Origin of the sequence: Amycolatopsis sp. NPDC049691, from assembly GCF_040675005.1 — a bacterium.
In the GTDB taxonomy this organism is placed as follows: Bacteria; Actinomycetota; Actinomycetes; order Mycobacteriales; family Pseudonocardiaceae; genus Amycolatopsis.
On the sequence record NZ_JBFANX010000022.1, the window covers coordinates 54840 to 71608 of the forward strand.

A 16769-nucleotide genomic window follows, 5' to 3' on the forward strand; every position below is an offset into this window, starting at 1 on the left:
GATGGGCCCCGTGCGAGACGTATGCGTGATCGGGCTCGGGCTGATCGGCGGGTCGCTGCTGCGCGCGGCGGCCGCCAGCGGCCGCACGGCGTTCGGCGCCGCGGTTTCCGAAGTGGACGCCGACGCGGCCAGCAGAGCGGGTTACGACGTCACGACGGACGTCGAAGCCGCGTTGCACCGGGCCGCCGCCGACGACGCGATGGTCGTGCTGGCGGTGCCGCTGCCCGCCGTCGAAGACCTGCTGCGCCTGGTGTCCCAGCACGCGTCGCACTGCCTGCTCACCGACGTGACCAGCGTGAAAGCGCCGGTACTGGACGCCGTCCGCCGCCGCGTGCCGTACACGCGGTACGTCGGCGGGCACCCGATGGCCGGGACGTCGAACTCGGGCTGGCTGGCCGGGGACGCTGCGCTGTTCCAGGGCGCGGCCTGGGTCGTCGCCGTCGAGGAGGACACCGACCTCGAGGCCTGGGCCGAGGTCGCGGGGTTCGTGCTGGACGTCGGGGCGCACGTCGTGCCGCTGCCCGCCGAGTCGCACGACGAAGCCGTCGCCCGGATCTCGCACCTGCCGCACCTGTTCGCGGCGATCCTCGCCACGATCGGCGCCGAGGGCGGGCCGCTCGCCATGTCGCTGGCCGCCGGATCCTACCGCGACGGCACGCGGGTCGCGGGCTCGAACCCGCACCTCGTGCGCGCGATGACCGAAGGCAACCGGGACGCGCTGCTGCCGATCGTCGACGAAGCCCTCGGCCGGCTCGGCGCCGCCCGCGGCTCGCTCGCGTCGACCGGCGGGCTGGCGGCCACGATCAACGCGGGCTACGAAGGCGCGCAGGCGCTCGCCGCCAGCCTCGACGTCGACCGCGCCGGGGTCCGGATCAGCCTTTCGGCGCCGGACGCCCGGCAGGGCCTGATCGCGCTCGGCGAGCGCGGCGGCCGGATCACCGGCCTGTCCGACGGGATCGCGACGGGCGAGGTCCAGTAGCTATCGGTCCGGCGTGTCGTCGAACTTGTTGAGGAAGTCCTTGGCCTTCTCGACGCCGCTGTCGATCTGCGAGTCGTGGCCGGAGAACTTGGACTTCGCGAAGTCCGCGGCCTTGTCCAGGCCCTCCTCGATCTTGTCGTTGTGCTCGCGCAGGGCCTCTTCGGCCTTGCCCTTCAACGCGTCGAAGTCGATTCCCATGCGGCAATTGAACAGCACGGACCTCACGTGCGCCTGTGGTAGGGCAGGAACCGCCGGACCAGCCGCAACGGCGTGCGTTCCACCAGGTCGGGCCCACGGACGGCGTCGAACGCCGACTCCAGCTGGTCGACCACCCCGGCCAGCTGCGGGGCGTCCGGCAGCGGCACCGACCGCGGCTCGCGCTGCTCGCGGATCGCCGACGCGAGTTCGTCCAGGGCCGCGGTGAGCAGCTCGATGTCACCCGGCGCCGGCGGTGGGGCACCCCGTCCGATGGTCACGCCGACCTCGGTGACGGCGTCCGCGACGCGTTCCTGCGCCGCGATGACCGGCCACCACGCCACCGCCTGGCGGCCGTTCGCCGACGGCTCGACGACGACCTGCTGGAACGCCGTCCGCAGGTCGGCGAGCGCCCGGTAGGCACCGCGGCGAGCCCGCGACCGCGCCAGCCGGGCGTCGCCGGACGAAGCCTCGACCAGCGCGCACGAGACGTACTTCGCGACCGCGTCCAGCCCGTCGGCCAGCCGGCCGCCGACCTGCGGGCGACGGCTGCCCGGCCACAGCAGGTAGCCGAAGACGAGCACGATCGCGCAGCCCAGGACGGTGTCGACCAGCCGCGCCACCACGACGTTCCAGCTGCCGGTGTTCGCCAGGTCCATCTGCAGGATGATCAACGGCGTCACGAACGCGCTGAGGATGCCGTAGTTGCGCACCTTCCCGACCGCGACCCCGCCGGCGAAGACCGCGATCAGCGCGACCAGCAGCCAGCCGTGCCCGCCGACGCCGAGCACGACCGCCCCCACGCCGACGCCGACGACCGTGCCGATCCCGCGCAGCACCGCGCGGCCGAAGACCGAGCCGAAGTCCGGCTTCAGCACGATCCCGACCGTCAAGGTGATCCAGTACGACCGCTCCAGCGGCACGAGCAGCCCGACGACCTCGGCGATCGCCACGCACAGCGTCAGCCGCAGCGCGGCGATCCAGGTCAGCGGGCCGGACGCGAGCGAGCCCGCCCACGTCCGCAGCCGCCGGTGCCAGGGCGTCGGCTCGCGGCGCTTGCGGTCGTCGCCCTTGCCGATCCGGACCAGGCCGGCGTACAGCGCGGCGAGCAGCGGATCGCCTTCGTCGGCGGACATCGGCGGCGGTTCCGGCAGCGGCTGGCTGGCCAGCACCGACGCCGACAGCGCGACGAAGTGGTCGATGACGTCCTGGGGCGGGCGACGACCGGCGTTGACCATCGCCACCGACGCCTCGACGGCGGGCGTCGTCGCCGAAAGCAGGTTGAGCAGCTGCCGGTAGGCGGCGTCGCGGCCGGACAGCCACGAGCGCGCGGTGAGCAGCTGGTCGTAGGCGGTGTTCATGGCCGTGGTCAGCCGGTGACGGGCGACGCGCGAGACGGCTTCGTCGGTCGCCGAGAGCATCGCGGCCAGCTCGACGTAGACGTGCGCGACGGCGGAGCGTTCGGGGCTGGTCGCCCGGAACGTCCAGCTGGCGAGCGCGACCGTCAGGCTCCAGACGGCGCCGAGGCAGAAGAAACCCAGCAGGACCTCGACGCGCACGCCGGTCGCGTGCTGCCCGGTGCCGAGGACGCAGAACACGAACATCTGCAGCCCGGCGACCGAGGCGTTGCTGCCGGCCGCGCTGATCAGCGCGGACACCGCCGCGACCAGGATCACCGCCGGCACGGACAGGGCGGGGGTCCCGCCGGTGAGCAGCCCGACGACGTACCCGGCGGTCGCGGCGAGCGTCGCGCCACCCAGGCGGCGCGCGCGGTAGCGGTAGGGACCGGCGGATTCGGACAGCACGGCGGGCAGCGCGCCGGTCGAGATCAGCGCGCCGACGGCGATGTCCCCGGCCGCGTAGGCGACCGCGAGCGGCACGGCCAGCGCGACGACCGCGCGGGCGACCATGTTCCACGGCACCGGGACCGGCTTGCTGCGCAGGAGCTGGGTAAGCCAGTGCGGCGCGGCGATGTCGGGACGCGGCGTGCTCACGCCCCCATCTTGACCTACGCTGCCGGGAACGCTTAATTATCAATCTGTCAACAACGTGGGAGGTTCCGGTGGGCCGCAAGTTCTCCTTCGAGGTCAACCGCACGAGCACGGCTCCGCCGGAGGCGTTGTTCGCGCGCGAGGCCGAAGGTCCGCGCTGGGCGGAGTGGGGAAAGCCACTGATCGTCCAGGCCCGCTGGAAGCGCCCCGGCCCCGGCGTCGGCGCCGTCCGCGAGGTCGGCCTCTGGCCGGTGCTGATCCGCGAGGAGACGGTCGAGTACGAGCCCGGCCGCAAGCACGTCTACACGTTCTTCGGCGGCAAGCCGTTCAAGGACTACCGCGCCGAGGTGCTCCTCACCCCCACCGCCGACGGCGGCACGCACCTGCGGTGGACCGGGTCGTTCACCGAACCGGTCAAGGGCAGCGGCCCGATCCTCGCGGCCGGACTCGAACGGGTGATCCGGCTGTTCTCCGGCAAGCTGGTCAAGGCGGCCGAAACGGGACGCTGACCTGGGTGGTCCCGGCCACAGAAGATCAGCCGACGCAACTTCCGCCCACACCCCCGCGTCACCCGATCGGGTAGTTCTCCACTACGCGAAAGGGGGACGCGGGATGAAGCGCGTCGCAGCCGTGGTCACCGCCGCGGCACTCGCCTTGACGGTTTGCTCGACGAGCGAACCGGCCCAGAAGGAGTTCGGCACCAGCCAGCCGAACCCGGCACCCGGGGGCGGGCCCGGGGCGACGACGTCGGCGCCGTACCCGTTCGGCACCGTCCAGCAAAAAGCACCGGCCGTCGAGAACGGCCAGGTCCCCGTGGTCCGCCGGATCACCACCGACAAGCCGTACGTCTTCCTCACCATGGACGACGGCGCGGTCAAGGACCCCGACGCGCTGAAGCTGATGCAGCAGAACGGCACCCACCCCGTGCTGTTCCTGAACCAGAAGTACGTGAAGGGCCACGAGGCCTACTTCAAGCAGATCCTCGACGCGACCGGCGCGACGCTCGGCGACCACACGGTCGACCACCCGAACCTCAAGGGCAAGCCGTTCGAGTTCCAGCGCAAGGAGATCTGCGACGACGCCGACGACTTCCAGGCGTCGCTCGGCGTCCGGCCGTCGCTGTTCCGGCCGCCGTTCGGCAACTACGACCAGAACACCCTGCGCGCGGCGGCCGCGTGCGGGATGCGCGTCGCCGTGCTGTGGACGGCCGCGGTCAACGACGGGCACGTCCAGTTCCAGGCCGGCGACAAGCTCAAGCCCGGCGACATCGTGCTGATGCACTTCCGCAAGACCTTCAAAGAGGACTACACGGCGTTCGTCGAGCAGGCGAAGAAGGACGGGCTGACCCCCGTCCCCCTGGCCGACTTCCTCGGTTAGAGCACCACCGTCGGCGTCACGACCGTCCGGCGGCACGACACGTCACCGAGGTGCACCAGGATCTGCGTCGTCCCGCGCGGCACGTTGTCCAGCACGAACCGGCCGCCTTCGTCGGCGGTCGTCGACGTCGTGCCGTGCTCGGCCACGCGCACCTCGACGCCGTACTGGCCGGCGGGCACCAGCCAGCCGTCGATGCGGTGCAGCTTGCCCATCTTCGTCAGGTTGATCATCACCGTCAGGTCGCTGACGGTGAACGTGATCGTCCCGGTGCCGCCGCCGCGCACGCCGGCGAGGTTGTCCAGCCGTTCCCAGCGCGCGACCTCGACGTCGAGGTCTTCGAGGGCGAGCGCGAACTGGACCCGCTGCACCAGGTCACCCGGTGGCGGGTCCAGTTCGTCGAGGAAGCGGCCGATGCCGGCCAGGATCATGTCGTCGGAATGGGCCTCGCCCGGCGCTCCGAGGTCGTTCATCGGCTTCCCCCTTCACTGGCGAGGAGATCGCGCATCTGGTCGAGGCAGCGCCCCCTGGTCGGGCCGACGCTGCCGCGTGGCATGCGCAGCGCCTCGGCGACGAGCTGGTACTCCGCGCGGCCCGCGAGGACGGTCAGCCGGAGCAGTTCCTGACAGCGTTGGGGCAGCCGGACGAAGGCGCGCCAGACCCGGCGGTCGCGGTCGGCGCGGACGGCTTCGTCTTCGGGTGCCGGTTGGGTGCTCGGCATGGCCTCGGCGACCTCGTCGCTCAAGGGCACCGGCTGGATGCGGCGGCCGAAGGGGTGGGTGGCTTCGCGCCGGGTGGTCGTGATGAGCCAGGCGGCGAGGGCCTTGGGGTCGCGGAGCTTGCCGAGCTGGCTGAACAGCGCCAGCCACACGGTCTGCACGACGTCCTCGGCGACCGAGCGGTCGAGGCCGTTGGCCCGGGCGACGTGCCAGACGAGCGGGGTCAGCTCGGCGACGAGGCGGTCCATCGCCCGCCGGTCGCCGTCCCGGGCCGCCCGCATGCACGCGGCGTGCAGCTCGGCACCGGTCAAGCCCTCCCACGGTGGGTCTACCTCTGTGGTCTGCACGTCGGTCACGGTATCTGCCCCTCTTCGGAAAAGTCTTCGAGTCGGCAACGGCAGTATCGCGGGTCCTTCGGGGGGAAGGAGCGTGCAGGTGGATCTCGGATACATCAAGTCACTTACTTCGTCGGTCGCGCTGGGCGGGCAAAAACGGCTGCGGGAGGTACCGGCCGACGCGACCGGGTGAACGCGCGCCGACCGGTACTCCCCTCCCTCAAGGACCCGCTCCCCAACGGGCCCCGCCGGATGTCCCCTCCCCCGAAGGGCACCCGGCCTACGGTGTCCGGTAGCCCCCTCGGCTCCCGGCCACCGTGCATTTCCGAACTCGGCACCCCCTGCCTCGTTCCCATCTCCGTGCTTGGCTGCCCCACAGGACGCAGTGGCGGCACCGCCAGATACCGGAATCTCCAAGTTTTTTCGAAGATCGACGCAGCGCGGCTAACTGATCACGGGGCGTGCCAGAGTTCGGGCCCAGCGCGCGTATCCGGCGGGTCCGGGGTGGAAGTTGTCGGAGGCGAAGGCGGCCGGGTCGAGCAGGGCGGGGTCCATCGGCACGTGCCGGACGCCGGGGATCTTCGCCAGTGTCGCGGCCGCCTTGTCGAGGGCGGCCGAGCGGGCCGCGAGGACGTCCCGCAGCGGCCGCGGCAGCGCCGGGAAGCGCGACATCGGCGGCACCCCGGCCAGCAGGACGTCGACCGGGCCGAGCCGCCGCCGCAGCTCGACGACCAGTTCGAGGAGGTCGCGGCGGTAGGCGGGAGCCGTCCGCAGCTCGATGGTGTCGTTGACGCCGAGGGCGACCACGACCAGGTCGGCCGGCCGCAGCAGCGGGACCAGCTCGGCGCGGGCGACCCGGGCGTTGGCGCCGGTCCGCCCGGCCGCCTGCCAGCGCACCGCGCGGCCGCCGCGCGCGAGTTCGCGGGCGAGGCAGCCGGTGAGCGCTTCCTCGTGGTTCGCCGCGCCGACGCCGTCCACAGTGGACTCACCGAGCACGGCCAGCCGGAAGGGTTCGCCGTCGCCCGGCACGAGTCCCTCGGTCGGCCCCGCGGCACCCGGGAGCCGCGGGGTCTTGCGCTTGACGTACAGGGCTTGAGCCAGGAGCACCATCCTTCGAAACTAGCCGTGGGCGATCGAAACCTTCGCCCTGATCAGCGTGGGGTCCGCCACGGCGTCGAGCAGGTACGCGGCGACGTCGGCGCGCCGGATGGTGAAGGTGCGGACGTTCCCGTCGAGCCGGCTCGCGACCTTGCCCGTGCGCGGCCCGTTCAGCAGCATCGGCGGGCGGACCACCGTCCAGTCCACCCCGGACGCCGTGACGACGTCCTCCATCGCGAGCATGTCGGCCCAGCCGTGCTTGAGAAACGTGTTGAGCAGCGGTTTCACGAGGCTGCGCGTGAAGAAGCCGTCACCTTCGGTGTGCATGCCGCTGGCGCTGACCACCAGCAAGCGCTTCGCGCCGGCGTCGATCGCCGCGCGGGCGGCGTCCACGCAGACCGTCGTCGGGCCGCGGTCGCGGGATCCCACCGCCGAGATGACCGCGTCGCGGCCTTCGATCGCGGCCGCCAGCTTGTCGTGGTCGCGCAGGCCGGCGACGACGACGTGAGCCGGCTGTGTGAACCGAGCCGCGTCGCGGACGACGGCCGTGACGTCCCAGCCGCGTTCGAGAGCCTGCTTGACGACCTCGCCGCCGACCCCGCCGGTCGCCCCCAGCACGGTGATCTTCATGGTGTCTCCTTCGTGGTTAGTGAACACTCACCAGGTAGGGTGAGTGTTCACTAACCACGCTGAGAACGCACTCAGGGAGCCGCCATGGGAAGCCGTGAGGAGATCGTCGCCGCGGCCGCGAAGGTGATGCGCGAGCAGGGCTACGCGCACGCGACCACCAAGGTCATCGCGCGGACCGCGGGGTACTCGGAAGCGATGCTCTACAAGCACTTCCGCGACAAGACCGACCTGTTCCTCAGCGTGCTCTCCGACGAACTGCCGGCGCTGGGCGCCACCCTGGCCGAGCTGACCGCCGACCCCGGGCGGGCGCCGCTGCGGGACAACCTCGTGCGCGTCGCACGGCTCGGCCTGGCGTTCTACGCCGACAGCTTCCCGATCGCCATCTCGATGTTCTCCTCGCGCGAGCTGCTGCGCTCGCACCGCGACCGCGTGGGCGGCGCCGGGCCGCGCATCCCGCTGAAGGGGGTCGAGGACTACCTGCGCGCCGAGGTGGCACTGGGCAGGCTCAAGGCGGACACCGACGTCGAGGCGGCGGCCGCCCTGCTCCTCGGGGCGTGCTTCCAGCAGGCGTTCCTGGCGACGTTCGAGGAGCGCGAGCCGGCCGAGCCGGCCGAGCTGGCCGGACGGCTCGCGGACACGCTGCTCACCGCCCTCTAGGCGTTCTTCTCCTCGCGCAGCTTGTGCCAGCGCTCGTACATGCCGTTGAGCTCGACCAGCATGAAGGACAGGAAGTCGCGCATCTCGGCGAGCCGCTTCCCCGCCGGCGAGTCCTCGCCGAGCGCTTCGATGCCGTTCTCGGCCGCGTCGCGCCACATGATGATCATGCGGTCACGCTTGAGGAACGTGGCGTACCAGAGGTCGTCGTAGAGGCGGTAGTGGTCGCGGCGCTCGCCGGGCTCGCGCTCCTTGGCGACCAAGCCGATCTGTTCGAGGTAGCGCACCGCGCCCGAGATCGCGGCCGGGCTGACCGACAGCTGCGAGGCCAGGTCCGCGGCGGTCAGCCGGGCGTCGTCGGTGGTCATCAGCGCCGCGAACACCCGCGCGGACATGCGCTGCATCCCGATCTGCGAGAGCACGAGCCCGAGGCTCTCGACGTAACGGCGGACGGCGTCTTCGTCTCTCTTCGTGTCAGGCGTCGTCATCGGCCCATCCTCCCGTACCCGTCCCCCAAGATCACTCAATCTAGACATTTTCTTAACTTCACAACTTCGTGAATCGAGTGTAGCTTCCGAAGCATGGAAAACGCCATTTCGGTCATCGACCTGCACAAGTCGTTCGGCCGGACGAAGGCCCTCGACGGCCTCGACCTGCAAGTGCCCGCTGGGGAGGTGCACGGCTTCCTCGGCCCGAACGGCGCCGGGAAGTCGACCACCGTCCGGGTCTTGCTCGGCCTGCTCCACGCGGACTCGGGGGACGTCCGGCTGCTCGGCGGCGACCCCTGGAAGGACGCCGCGAGCCTGCACCGCCGCCTGGCCTACGTGCCCGGCGACGTCAACCTCTGGCCCAACCTCTCCGGCGGCGAGGTGATCGACCTGCTCGGCCGCCTGCGCGGCGGCCTGGACGAGAAGCGCCGCGCCGACCTCATCGAGCGGTTCGACCTCGACCCGAAGAAGAAGGGGCGGACGTACTCCAAGGGCAATCGGCAGAAGGTCGCCATCGTCGCCGCGCTCGCCTCGCGCGTCGACCTGCTGATCCTCGACGAGCCGACGTCCGGCCTCGACCCGCTGATGGAGGCGACCTTCCAGTACGCCATCCAGGAGGAGCGCGAGCAGGGCCGGACCGTGCTGCTCTCCAGCCACATCCTCGCCGAGGTCGAGGCGCTGTGCGACAAGGTCAGCATCATCCGCAACGGCCGTACGGTCGAGTCCGGCACCCTCGCCGAGCTGCGGCACCTGACCCGGACGTCGATCACCGCCGAGCTGGCCGGCCCGCCCAACGGGCTGACGAAGCTGACCAACGTCCACGACCTCAAGGTCGAGGGCAACCGCGTCCGCTTCGACGTCGAGACGCGCTCGCTCGACGAGGCCCTGCGCCGGCTCACCGAAGTCGGCGTCCGCAGCCTGGTCAGCCAGCCGCCGACACTCGAGGAGCTGTTCCTGCGGCACTACACGACCGAGGCGAGCGCGAAATGACCGCGACGCTCTCCCGCGCCGAAGCCGAGGTCGCGCCCGCGCACGAACTGGCGGGCACCTGGCACCTCACCCGGCTCGCGCTGCGCCGCGACCGCGTGGTCCTGCCGATCTGGATCGTGCTGCTCAGCATCGTCCCGGCGAGCACCGTCAACACGTTCACGCAGTTCTACCCGACGGTCGCCGACCGGCTGGCCCTGCAGGCCGGCGCGAACACCAACCCGTCGTACGCGCTGCTCTACGGGCCGCCGTTCGACCTGACCACCGCCGGCGGCTTCATCGCCTGGCGCATGAGCGGGTTCCTGGCGCTGCTCACCGGGCTGATGGTCGTCTTCACGGTCACCCGGCACACCCGCGCGGAGGAGGACACGGGCCGCGCCGAGCTGCTCGCGTCCGCGGTCGTCGGCCGGTACGCGGCGCTGACGTCGGCGCTGCTGGTGGCCGGTGGTGCGAGTGTCCTCATCGGACTGATCCAGGCCGCGAGCATGATCGGTGCCGGCCTGCCCGCCGCCGGTTCGGTCGCCTTCGCAGCGTCGGAAGCCTTGGCGGGACTGGTGTTCACGGCCGTCGCGGCGGTCGCCGTCCAGCTCGCCGAGTACTCCCGCACGGCCAACGGCATCGGCACCGCCGTCGTCGGCGCGGCGTTCCTGCTGCGCGGCGCCGGAGACTCCACTGTGGACGCTCGCTGGCTGTCGTGGCTGTCGCCGATCGGCTGGGTGCAGCAGGTCCGCGCGTTCGCCGGCGAACGTTGGTGGGTGCTCGCGCTGCCGGTCGTGTTCGCGCTGGTCGTCGGCGCGGCCGGGTACTGGCTGCTCCCCCGCCGCGACGTCGGCGTCGGCATCCTGCCGCCGCGGCCGGGACCGGCCAGGGCGGCGGCGAGCCTGCGGTCGCCGCTGGCACTGGCCTGGCGGCTGCACCGCGGCCCGCTGCTCGGCTGGACGATCGGCACGGCCGTGGTCGGCGCGGTGTTCGGCTCCATCGCCAGCGGCATCGGCGACCTCGTCGGGTCGAGCCCGCAGGCGCAGCAGATCTTCGAACGGCTCGGCGGCAGCCACGCGCTCACGCAGGCGTTCCTCGCCGCGATGGCCGGGATGTTCGCCATGGTCGCGGCGCTGTACGGGGTCCAGGCCGTGCTGCGGATGCGCGGCGAGGAGACGGCGATCCGGCTGGAGCCGGTGCTGGCCACGAGCGTCGGCAAGCTGCGCTGGGCGGGCGGCCACCTCGTGTTCGCGTTCTTCGGCACGGCGTTGCTGCTGCTCGCCGGCGGGCTGTTCATGGGGCTGGCCAACGGGTTGCGCACCGGTGACGTCGGCGGCTCGGTCGGCGACGCGCTCGCCGGGATGCTCGTCCAGCTGCCGGCGGCCTGGGTGGTCGTCGCGCTGGCCGTGGCGATCTTCGGGCTGCTGCCGGGGTTCTCGGCCGCCGCGTGGGCGGTGGGTGCGCTGGCGCTGCTGCTGAGCCTGTTCGGGCCGGTGGTCAACCTGCCGCAGGCGGTGCTGGACGTGTCACCGTTCCAGCACCCGCCGAAGATCCCGGGCCAGGAGTTCGTCGCGACGCCGCTGGTCTGGCTCATGGCGGTCGTCGTGGCCGCGCTGGTGGCCGGCCTGGTGGGCTGGCGCCGCCGCGACGTCGGCTAACGCGGTTTCAGCTCGTGGCCGGGCCCGGCCACGAGCTGGGCCTGTGGCCCGCCCTGCCCGCAGGCCGGCCCGCCGGGGTGCAGGAAGCCCGGTGTGACGGTGACGGTGTGCGGGCGGCCGTCGTCGAACCGCACGGTGACCTTGACCGGCTCGGCGGGTAGGCCGGGCATGTCGGCGAAGCCCTGGAGGCCGCCGGTCGGGACCATCGCGGCACCGCAGGCGGCGTCCGGGCCGGTCCCGGTGCAGGACGTGGGACCGGCGGCCGTCTCCGGCTGGAGGTCGACGGGCCGCGTGACGCACTGGTCGCCCCAGCAGGCGTCGAGCGTCGCGCGGGTGACGCCGGCGGGGTCCGGGACGGTGAGGCCGATCCCGACCCGGGTGCCGATGTCCGGGCAGGCCACCCCGCCGCTGCCCGCCTGGCCGCAGCCGGCGACGAGCAGCACCGCGATCCACGGAATCCTTCGCATGCGGTCTGGACGTCGGTTCCGGGCCCGCGGGTTGCACGGGTCAGTCACGCCACCCGCTGGTCAGCGGCAGAGCGGGCGAGGTCGGCGTCGCCGAGGTGCTGGTGGTCGGCGGCGTCACGGTCACTTCGACGACGCTCGTGGTGGTGGTCGGCGGCGAAGTCTCCACCGCGGTGACGGTGGACGGCGGCACGGACGCGGTGACGGTGACGGGCACGGCGGAGACGGTCGTGGGCGGCGGCGTGGCGGGATCGGCGGGCTTGGGAGCCGTCCGGCCGGCGATGAGCAGGGCGGCGACCAGCAGTCCGGCGGAGAACCCCGCCAGCCCGGTGACCGCGGCGGAGCCCCAGGTAGGTCGGCCGTGCATCCGGGCACCCCCTCGCCACGCGCAGCGCAGGTACGAGGAATAACTCGCGTTGATCTTAGCTGTTGTTACCGAACGTGCACCTTGAGTCGACTTGACTCAACTTTGCCGGGCGTGCCACGTTGGGATCGTGGGGGCACTGGCGAACCGCGACTTCCGCCGGCTGTGGCTCGCCGACCTGGTGAGCCAGTTCGGGAGCCGGGTCGACGTGCTGGCGGTGCCGCTGCTCGCCGTCACCGCGCTCGGCGCGTCGGTCTTCGAGGTTTCGCTCCTGCGGACGGCGGAGAGCCTGCCGTACCTGGTGCTCGGCCTGCAGGTCGGCGCGTGGTGCGACCGGATGCGCCACCGCCCGGTGCTGATCGCCGCCGACGTCGGCCGCGCGGCGCTGATCGCCTCGATCCCGGTCGCCGCGCTGTTCGGCGTGCTCGGCCTGGCGCACCTGCTGGTCGTCGTGCTCGGGGTCGGGCTGCTCGGCGTGTTCTTCGACATCGCGCACCAGACCTACGTCCCACGGCTGGTCACGCGCGAGCAGCTGCCGGACGCGAACTCGCGGCTCCAGACGAACCTGTCGATGGCCGCGGTCGCCGGTCCCGGCCTGGCCGGGCTGGTCGTCCAGGCACTGGGCAACGCGGCGGCGTTGGCCGTCGACGCCGTCAGCTACCTGTGGTCGGCGCTGTGGCTGCGCCGGATCGAAACGCCCGACGTACGGCCCGAACCCCGGCCACGGCGGCTGCTGCGCGAGATCGGCGACGGCCTGCGCGTCGTCCGCGCCGACCGGATCCTGCTGGCGATCAGCGTCCACGGCGCCGTGTCGAGCTTCTTCCAGTCGGTGCACCTGGCCATCGTCGTGGTGTTCCTCGCCCGCGATGTCGGCCTTTCCCCGTGGGCGATCGGGCTCCTCGGCACGGTCACGCTGACCGGCGCCCTCACCGCCGGGCTCACCGCGCGGCGGATCGGCGCTCGGATCGGCGGCGCGCGGGCGCTCTGGGGTGCGGCGGTGCTGTACGGCCTGGCCTACCAGCTCTACCCGTTCACCGGCCCGGGCTGGGGGCTCACGTGCTACGTCGTCGCCGGGTACTTCGCCAGTTTCGGCGTCATCGTGCTCAACGTCTTCGGCATGAGCTTCCAGCAGGCCGCCGCGCCACCGGAGCTGCTCGGCCGGGTCAACTCGATCACGCACACGCTGGTCTTCGGCGCCATCCCGCTCGGCAGCCTCCTCGGCGGCGTCCTGGCGAGCGCGTTCGGGATGCGAGCGACGCTGCACATCGCGGCGGCGGGCGTCCTGGCGTCGGCCGCGATCCTGCACTGGTCGCCGCTGCGGCGGCTGCGGGACCTGAACGGCGTCTCAGCCGGCCACCCCTAGCTTCGAAGCATGGACGAGACCGCGCGGGCCCACGGCCTCTGCGAAGCCGCCCACTCCGCGTGGAAAGCCGGTGCTCCCGCGCGGGCCCGGCGGCTGCTCGAAGTCATGGCCGCGCAGGTGCCCGAGCCCGTCGCCCGGCCGTTCACCGGGCGGCTGCGCGGGCTCATCGAGCTCTACGGCGGGAACCTGGCCGCCGCGCAGGAGCACCTGGTCACCGTCGCCGGGCAGACCGACCCCAGCCACGCCGCCCGGCTGCTGTTCCTCGCCATGGACGCCGCCCACCACCGCGACCGCTGGGACGACGTCGTCGCGCTCGCCCGGCGGATCACCGCGCTGCCCTGCGAACCCGGCTTCCACGTGCTGGCCGAACTACTCGTCGGCGATCGCGAGACGCCGGATCCGTGGCAGATCGTCGACGCCGTGCCCGACACGCTCACCGAACGGCACGCGCACCGCTGGCTCGTCACGATGGCGATCAGCCGCCGCGGCCAGCACCGGCAGGCCACCCGGGAGTTCGGGTTCGTCGCCGCGGAACGCTTGCGCGCCAACGGGATTCTCGCGCTCTACGCGGTCCTGCTGGTCTGGCTGGCCGAGCTGGAACTGGACCTGGGCCGCTGGGCCGACGCCCAGGCGCACGCGGAAGAGGCACTGCGGACCGCGGCCGAGCAGCGCGTGACGGTGACCGACGCCCACGCGGTGCTGGCGCGTCTCGCCGCCCTGCGCGGCGACGCCGCCGGCTGCCGCCGGTACGCGGGACTCGTGCTGCGGGAAGCCCCGGCCCAGGACAACGCGCTGGCGGCCGCCCACGCCCGGTGGGCATGGGGCGCGCTGCACCTTTCGCGTGGCGAACTCGCCGAGGCGGCGGAACGGCTCGCGGCGCTCGGGCACCGGGACGTCGTCGCCGCGGCCGCGTTCGACCGCGCCGAAGCGGCGGCGGAGTGGGTCGCCGGGCCCGATCTGCCGTTCGAACAGGCGCGGGGCCGGCTTCGGCGGGGTCAGCGGCTGCGCCGGGAACGGCGGATCACCGAGGCGAAGGCCGAGCTGCGGGCGGCGCTCGAGACGTTCGAAAGCCTGGGCGCGGCGGAGTGGGCCGCCACCGCCGGCCGGGAGCTGCGGGCGGCCGGATCGGCCGCGCCGGGCACCGGGCGGCTGACGGCCCAGGAGCGCCAGGTCGCCGAACTGGCGGCGGCCGGGCTGTCCAACCGCGAGATCGGCGCGCGGCTGTTCCTCAGCCCGCGAACCGTCGGCTACCACCTGTACAAGCTGTTCCCGAAGCTCGGCATCGCCAGCCGGGCGCAGCTACGCGACGTCGCCCTCCCCGGCTGACGCCCGCAACCCGTCGACGACGATCCGGACGAGGTGCCCGCTGCCCGGCGAGTACCGCTCGACGGCGAGGCAGCCGACGATGAGCGCCCGCAGGTCGTCGCCGTCGATGTCCCGCCGGACGGCACCGGCGTCCTGGGCCCGCTTCAGCAGTTCGGCGAGCGCGGCGCGGAAGTCGTCGCCGGCGCCGGCCTTGAAGGCGTGGCCGCCGGACTCGGCGAGCGCGTCGCAGATGGCCCGGTTGAGCGAGGCCTGCTTGATTACCCGGACGAAGTAGTCGAGGAAGACCGCACCGGGGTCGTCGGCGGCGGCGAGCCCACGCGCCTCTTCGGCGAACTGCTCGATCCGCTCGAGGACGACGGCCTGGAAGAGCGCCTCCTTGCTGGGGAAGTGCCGGTAGACGGTGCCGGCGCCGACGCCGGCCAGCCGCGCGATGTCGTCGAGCGGCACGGCGAGCCCGTCGGCGGCGAACGCCTCCTCGGCGGCAGCCAGGACCTTGGCCCGGTTGCGCCGCGCGTCCGCGCGCATCTTCTCCATGTTCGTCTCCTCGTTGACAACCGGAACGCTGGCTCCGTATCGTTGTAAGCGGGTGCACCGTTCCGATTCAACGCCCAGTCTTCCAGGAGAATTCCGATGCCACGCACCGTGCCCGAAATCGCCGCTCGCGTCCGCGCGGGGATGTCTTCGCTGGACACCGCGCCGTTCGCCGACCTCTTCGCCGCCGACGCGGTGTACGAGCTGCCGTTCCTCGGGCACCGCACCGAGGGCCGGGACGCGATCGTCGCCCAGCTCGCGACCGGCCGCGAGCGGGCTCGGGCGATCGGCGTGACGGAGGCCCAGGTCGAGGTCACGATCAGCGAGACCGGGTTCGTCCTGGAACTCGCGGTGTCCGGGCACCCGTCGTCGGTCGGGGTGGTCACGGTGGCCGACGGGGAGATCACGGCCTACCGCGACTACCCGAACCTGGCCCTCGCCTCGCTGCGCACCCGCGAAGTGTTCGACCGCTTCCTCGCCGCCTCGGTGGCGAACCGCTGGGACGACCTCGCCGACCTCTACGCCGAAGACGTCACCGTCGAAATGCCGTTCACCCCGGCCGGCGTGCCCCGCGAAACGAAAGGCCGGGAAGAGCTCCGGCGCCGGTTCCACGCCGCCGCCGCGGTCCGGCGGATCACCGCCGCCGGCAACGTGGTCGTCCACGAGACGAACGACCCGTCGGTGCTGGTCGCGGAGTTCGACCTGCACCAGGAACTCGGCGGCGAGACCTTCGTGGCCTCCTACGTGATGGTCATGACCGTCGAGAACGGCCTGATCACCCACACCCGCGACTACGCGGACACCGCCGCCTCGGCGGAGCGGATCAAGCGGTTCAGGGAGTCGTCGCCTGCTGACTCGCCGGCGGGATGAACAGCCGCTCGAACGTGTGCACCGACCAGTCCCACACCCCCGGCACCAGCAGCACGCCCAGCACCACGAACACCGGGAAGACGAGCCGCTTTTCGACCTTCTTGCCCGTCTTGAACCGGAGGGCCTTCGGGGGCCCCAGCTCGTACCAGGTCTCGCCCGCGATCGGGATCGGGAAGAGGAACGGGCAGCCGGACTCGGTCAGCGCGTCACCGAGGCAGTGGGTCAGGCAGCCCGCCGCCACCGCGATGCCGAGCCAGCCCGAAATGGCTTCGAGTTCGCCGGCCCGGTCGGGCGGCGCGGTGAAGAACCACCAGGCCACCGCCGCGCCGCTCACCGGGAGCAGCCAGTCGCCCAGCGCGCCTTCCGCCAGCATCAGCCCGAAGATCACCACGCCGACGACCGCCCACGGGCCACCGGCCTCGGTGCCCCACGACGTCAACGCGCCCAGGCCCGCCGCGAACAGGACCGTGTGGGAGAGGTGGCGGTGCTGGCCCGTCAGCTTCTCGTCGCGAGGCCCCTTCGTCAGGGCGTAGAACGCCGCCGACACGCGGCGCAGCAGCCACGACAGCGCGCCCGTCAGCCAGCCGAGCAGGCGGGACGCGCTCGCGCCGGGATGGTCGAGGTCGGGCAGCAGGGCGAACCCCGCCGTGGTGGCCGCGAAGACCACCGCCTGGTGCACCGAACCGGCCCCGACCGCGGGCGCCAGGGCCAAGCCCGCGCACCAGCCGGTCAGGGCGTGCGTCCGCCCCATCATCGTGCCGTCC

20 protein-coding genes are annotated in these 16769 nt (G+C 72.5%); 9 read left to right on the plus strand and 11 right to left on the minus strand.

What is annotated here, in order from left to right; genetic code table 11:
• The first annotated feature begins 25 nt into the window (after nucleotides 1-25).
• Entirely contained in the window at nucleotides 26-979 is a 954-nt protein-coding gene (locus tag AB0J40_RS37415; RefSeq protein ID WP_364463434.1) for a prephenate dehydrogenase, read from the plus strand.
• On the opposite strand, the gene AB0J40_RS37420 is transcribed toward AB0J40_RS37415, so the two are convergent.
• Nucleotides 980-1177 carry an antitoxin gene (locus AB0J40_RS37420; protein WP_364463148.1) on the minus strand — a complete coding sequence of 66 codons (198 nt, stop codon included), beginning with the start codon at nucleotides 1175-1177 and terminating at the stop codon, nucleotides 980-982. It lies immediately after the preceding gene.
• 23 nt (nucleotides 1178-1200) lie between these two features.
• Nucleotides 1201-3168, minus strand: a complete 1968-nt coding sequence (locus AB0J40_RS37425; RefSeq protein WP_364463151.1) for an FUSC family protein — start codon at nucleotides 3166-3168, stop codon at nucleotides 1201-1203.
• 68 nt (nucleotides 3169-3236) lie between these two features.
• Between AB0J40_RS37425 and AB0J40_RS37430 the strand changes: the two genes are divergently transcribed.
• Together AB0J40_RS37430 and AB0J40_RS37435 are read left to right on the plus strand one after the other, a co-directional pair.
• Nucleotides 3237-3674 carry an SRPBCC family protein gene (locus AB0J40_RS37430; protein ID WP_364463154.1) on the plus strand — a complete coding sequence of 146 codons (438 nt, stop codon included), beginning with the start codon at nucleotides 3237-3239 and terminating at the stop codon, nucleotides 3672-3674.
• Between the two features lie 121 nt (nucleotides 3675-3795).
• Nucleotides 3796-4542, plus strand: coding sequence for a polysaccharide deacetylase family protein (locus AB0J40_RS37435; protein WP_364463437.1), 747 nt, complete (start codon nucleotides 3796-3798; stop codon nucleotides 4540-4542).
• Here the strand turns inward: AB0J40_RS37435 and AB0J40_RS37440 are convergent.
• From AB0J40_RS37440 to AB0J40_RS37455, 4 genes are all read right to left on the minus strand, one after another.
• The gene (locus tag AB0J40_RS37440; RefSeq protein WP_364463157.1) at nucleotides 4539-5012 is read right to left on the minus strand and encodes a carboxypeptidase regulatory-like domain-containing protein; all 474 of its coding nucleotides are present in this window, start codon (nucleotides 5010-5012) and stop codon (nucleotides 4539-4541) included. The two genes, AB0J40_RS37435 and AB0J40_RS37440, sit on opposite strands and share 4 nt — an antisense overlap.
• The gene (locus AB0J40_RS37445) at nucleotides 5009-5614 is read right to left on the minus strand and encodes a sigma-70 family RNA polymerase sigma factor (protein WP_086673579.1); all 606 of its coding nucleotides are present in this window, start codon (nucleotides 5612-5614) and stop codon (nucleotides 5009-5011) included. Before AB0J40_RS37445 ends, AB0J40_RS37440 begins: the two co-directional genes overlap by 4 nt.
• 423 nt (nucleotides 5615-6037) lie before the next feature.
• Nucleotides 6038-6703 (minus strand): SGNH/GDSL hydrolase family protein, encoded by a 666-nt coding sequence (locus tag AB0J40_RS37450; protein ID WP_364463160.1) that lies wholly within the window; start codon nucleotides 6701-6703, stop codon nucleotides 6038-6040.
• 9 nt (nucleotides 6704-6712) lie between these two features.
• Entirely contained in the window at nucleotides 6713-7321 is a 609-nt protein-coding gene (locus AB0J40_RS37455; RefSeq protein ID WP_364463163.1) for an NAD(P)H-binding protein, read from the minus strand.
• An 84-nt stretch (nucleotides 7322-7405) separates the two neighbouring features.
• Between AB0J40_RS37455 and AB0J40_RS37460 the strand changes: the two genes are divergently transcribed.
• Nucleotides 7406-7978, plus strand: coding sequence for a TetR/AcrR family transcriptional regulator (locus tag AB0J40_RS37460; RefSeq protein ID WP_364463165.1), 573 nt, complete (start codon nucleotides 7406-7408; stop codon nucleotides 7976-7978).
• Here the strand turns inward: AB0J40_RS37460 and AB0J40_RS37465 are convergent.
• Complete coding sequence (locus AB0J40_RS37465) at nucleotides 7975-8463, minus strand: MarR family transcriptional regulator (RefSeq protein ID WP_364463168.1); 489 nt, start codon at nucleotides 8461-8463, stop codon at nucleotides 7975-7977. The two genes, AB0J40_RS37460 and AB0J40_RS37465, sit on opposite strands and share 4 nt — an antisense overlap.
• Nucleotides 8464-8556: 93 nt before the next feature.
• Between AB0J40_RS37465 and AB0J40_RS37470 the strand changes: the two genes are divergently transcribed.
• Together AB0J40_RS37470 and AB0J40_RS37475 are read left to right on the plus strand one after the other, a co-directional pair.
• On the plus strand, nucleotides 8557-9453 hold the full coding sequence (locus AB0J40_RS37470; protein WP_364463170.1) for an ABC transporter ATP-binding protein: 897 nt from the start codon (nucleotides 8557-8559) through the stop codon (nucleotides 9451-9453).
• Complete coding sequence (locus tag AB0J40_RS37475; RefSeq protein WP_364463173.1) at nucleotides 9450-11087, plus strand: ABC transporter permease; 1638 nt, start codon at nucleotides 9450-9452, stop codon at nucleotides 11085-11087. The genes AB0J40_RS37470 and AB0J40_RS37475 overlap by 4 nt, the downstream gene beginning before the upstream one ends.
• On the opposite strand, the gene AB0J40_RS37480 is transcribed toward AB0J40_RS37475, so the two are convergent.
• Together AB0J40_RS37480 and AB0J40_RS37485 are read right to left on the minus strand one after the other, a co-directional pair.
• Nucleotides 11084-11554, minus strand: coding sequence for a hypothetical protein (locus tag AB0J40_RS37480; protein WP_364463176.1), 471 nt, complete (start codon nucleotides 11552-11554; stop codon nucleotides 11084-11086). The two genes, AB0J40_RS37475 and AB0J40_RS37480, sit on opposite strands and share 4 nt — an antisense overlap.
• Nucleotides 11555-11594: 40 nt before the next feature.
• The gene (locus AB0J40_RS37485) at nucleotides 11595-11918 is read right to left on the minus strand and encodes a hypothetical protein (RefSeq protein ID WP_364463179.1); all 324 of its coding nucleotides are present in this window, start codon (nucleotides 11916-11918) and stop codon (nucleotides 11595-11597) included.
• A 127-nt stretch (nucleotides 11919-12045) separates the two neighbouring features.
• Between AB0J40_RS37485 and AB0J40_RS37490 the strand changes: the two genes are divergently transcribed.
• Both AB0J40_RS37490 and AB0J40_RS37495 read left to right on the plus strand, forming a co-directional pair.
• Nucleotides 12046-13278: an MFS transporter gene (locus AB0J40_RS37490; RefSeq protein WP_364463181.1), complete on the plus strand. Its 1233-nt coding sequence runs from the start codon at nucleotides 12046-12048 to the stop codon at nucleotides 13276-13278.
• Between the two features lie 9 nt (nucleotides 13279-13287).
• A complete protein-coding gene (locus tag AB0J40_RS37495; protein ID WP_364463184.1) occupies nucleotides 13288-14604 on the plus strand; it encodes a helix-turn-helix transcriptional regulator in 1317 nt (438 codons plus the stop codon).
• Here AB0J40_RS37495 and AB0J40_RS37500 read toward each other — a convergent pair.
• Nucleotides 14578-15138 (minus strand): TetR/AcrR family transcriptional regulator, encoded by a 561-nt coding sequence (locus AB0J40_RS37500; RefSeq protein ID WP_364463187.1) that lies wholly within the window; start codon nucleotides 15136-15138, stop codon nucleotides 14578-14580. The genes AB0J40_RS37495 and AB0J40_RS37500 overlap by 27 nt on opposite strands.
• Nucleotides 15139-15234: 96 nt before the next feature.
• Here AB0J40_RS37500 and AB0J40_RS37505 point away from each other — a divergent pair, with 96 nt between their 5' ends.
• On the plus strand, nucleotides 15235-16005 hold the full coding sequence (locus AB0J40_RS37505; RefSeq protein ID WP_364463190.1) for a nuclear transport factor 2 family protein: 771 nt from the start codon (nucleotides 15235-15237) through the stop codon (nucleotides 16003-16005).
• On the opposite strand, the gene AB0J40_RS37510 is transcribed toward AB0J40_RS37505, so the two are convergent.
• Entirely contained in the window at nucleotides 15968-16756 is a 789-nt protein-coding gene (locus AB0J40_RS37510; protein ID WP_364463440.1) for a metal-dependent hydrolase, read from the minus strand. The genes AB0J40_RS37505 and AB0J40_RS37510 overlap by 38 nt on opposite strands.
• Nucleotides 16757-16769 lie beyond the last annotated feature (13 nt).

What these genes read in the sequence shown, in the direction of transcription:
- AB0J40_RS37420 (WP_364463148.1), bottom strand. Translation starts at nt 1,177, where the DNA reads ATGGGAATCGACTTCGACGCGTTGAAGGGCAAGGCCGAAGAGGCCCTG.
- AB0J40_RS37465 (WP_364463168.1), bottom strand. Translation starts at nt 8,463, where the DNA reads ATGACGACGCCTGACACGAAGAGAGACGAAGACGCCGTCCGCCGTTAC.
- AB0J40_RS37455 (WP_364463163.1), bottom strand. Translation starts at nt 7,321, where the DNA reads ATGAAGATCACCGTGCTGGGGGCGACCGGCGGGGTCGGCGGCGAGGTC.
- AB0J40_RS37505 (WP_364463190.1), top strand. Translation starts at nt 15,235, where the DNA reads ATGCCACGCACCGTGCCCGAAATCGCCGCTCGCGTCCGCGCGGGGATG.
- AB0J40_RS37500 (WP_364463187.1), bottom strand. Translation starts at nt 15,138, where the DNA reads ATGGAGAAGATGCGCGCGGACGCGCGGCGCAACCGGGCCAAGGTCCTG.
- AB0J40_RS37485 (WP_364463179.1), bottom strand. Translation starts at nt 11,918, where the DNA reads ATGCACGGCCGACCTACCTGGGGCTCCGCCGCGGTCACCGGGCTGGCG.
- AB0J40_RS37440 (WP_364463157.1), bottom strand. Translation starts at nt 5,012, where the DNA reads ATGAACGACCTCGGAGCGCCGGGCGAGGCCCATTCCGACGACATGATC.
- AB0J40_RS37480 (WP_364463176.1), bottom strand. Translation starts at nt 11,554, where the DNA reads ATGCGAAGGATTCCGTGGATCGCGGTGCTGCTCGTCGCCGGCTGCGGC.
- AB0J40_RS37470 (WP_364463170.1), top strand. Translation starts at nt 8,557, where the DNA reads ATGGAAAACGCCATTTCGGTCATCGACCTGCACAAGTCGTTCGGCCGG.
- AB0J40_RS37450 (WP_364463160.1), bottom strand. Translation starts at nt 6,703, where the DNA reads ATGGTGCTCCTGGCTCAAGCCCTGTACGTCAAGCGCAAGACCCCGCGG.
- AB0J40_RS37510 (WP_364463440.1), bottom strand. Translation starts at nt 16,756, where the DNA reads ATGGGGCGGACGCACGCCCTGACCGGCTGGTGCGCGGGCTTGGCCCTG.
- AB0J40_RS37495 (WP_364463184.1), top strand. Translation starts at nt 13,288, where the DNA reads ATGGACGAGACCGCGCGGGCCCACGGCCTCTGCGAAGCCGCCCACTCC.
- AB0J40_RS37460 (WP_364463165.1), top strand. Translation starts at nt 7,406, where the DNA reads ATGGGAAGCCGTGAGGAGATCGTCGCCGCGGCCGCGAAGGTGATGCGC.
- AB0J40_RS37475 (WP_364463173.1), top strand. Translation starts at nt 9,450, where the DNA reads ATGACCGCGACGCTCTCCCGCGCCGAAGCCGAGGTCGCGCCCGCGCAC.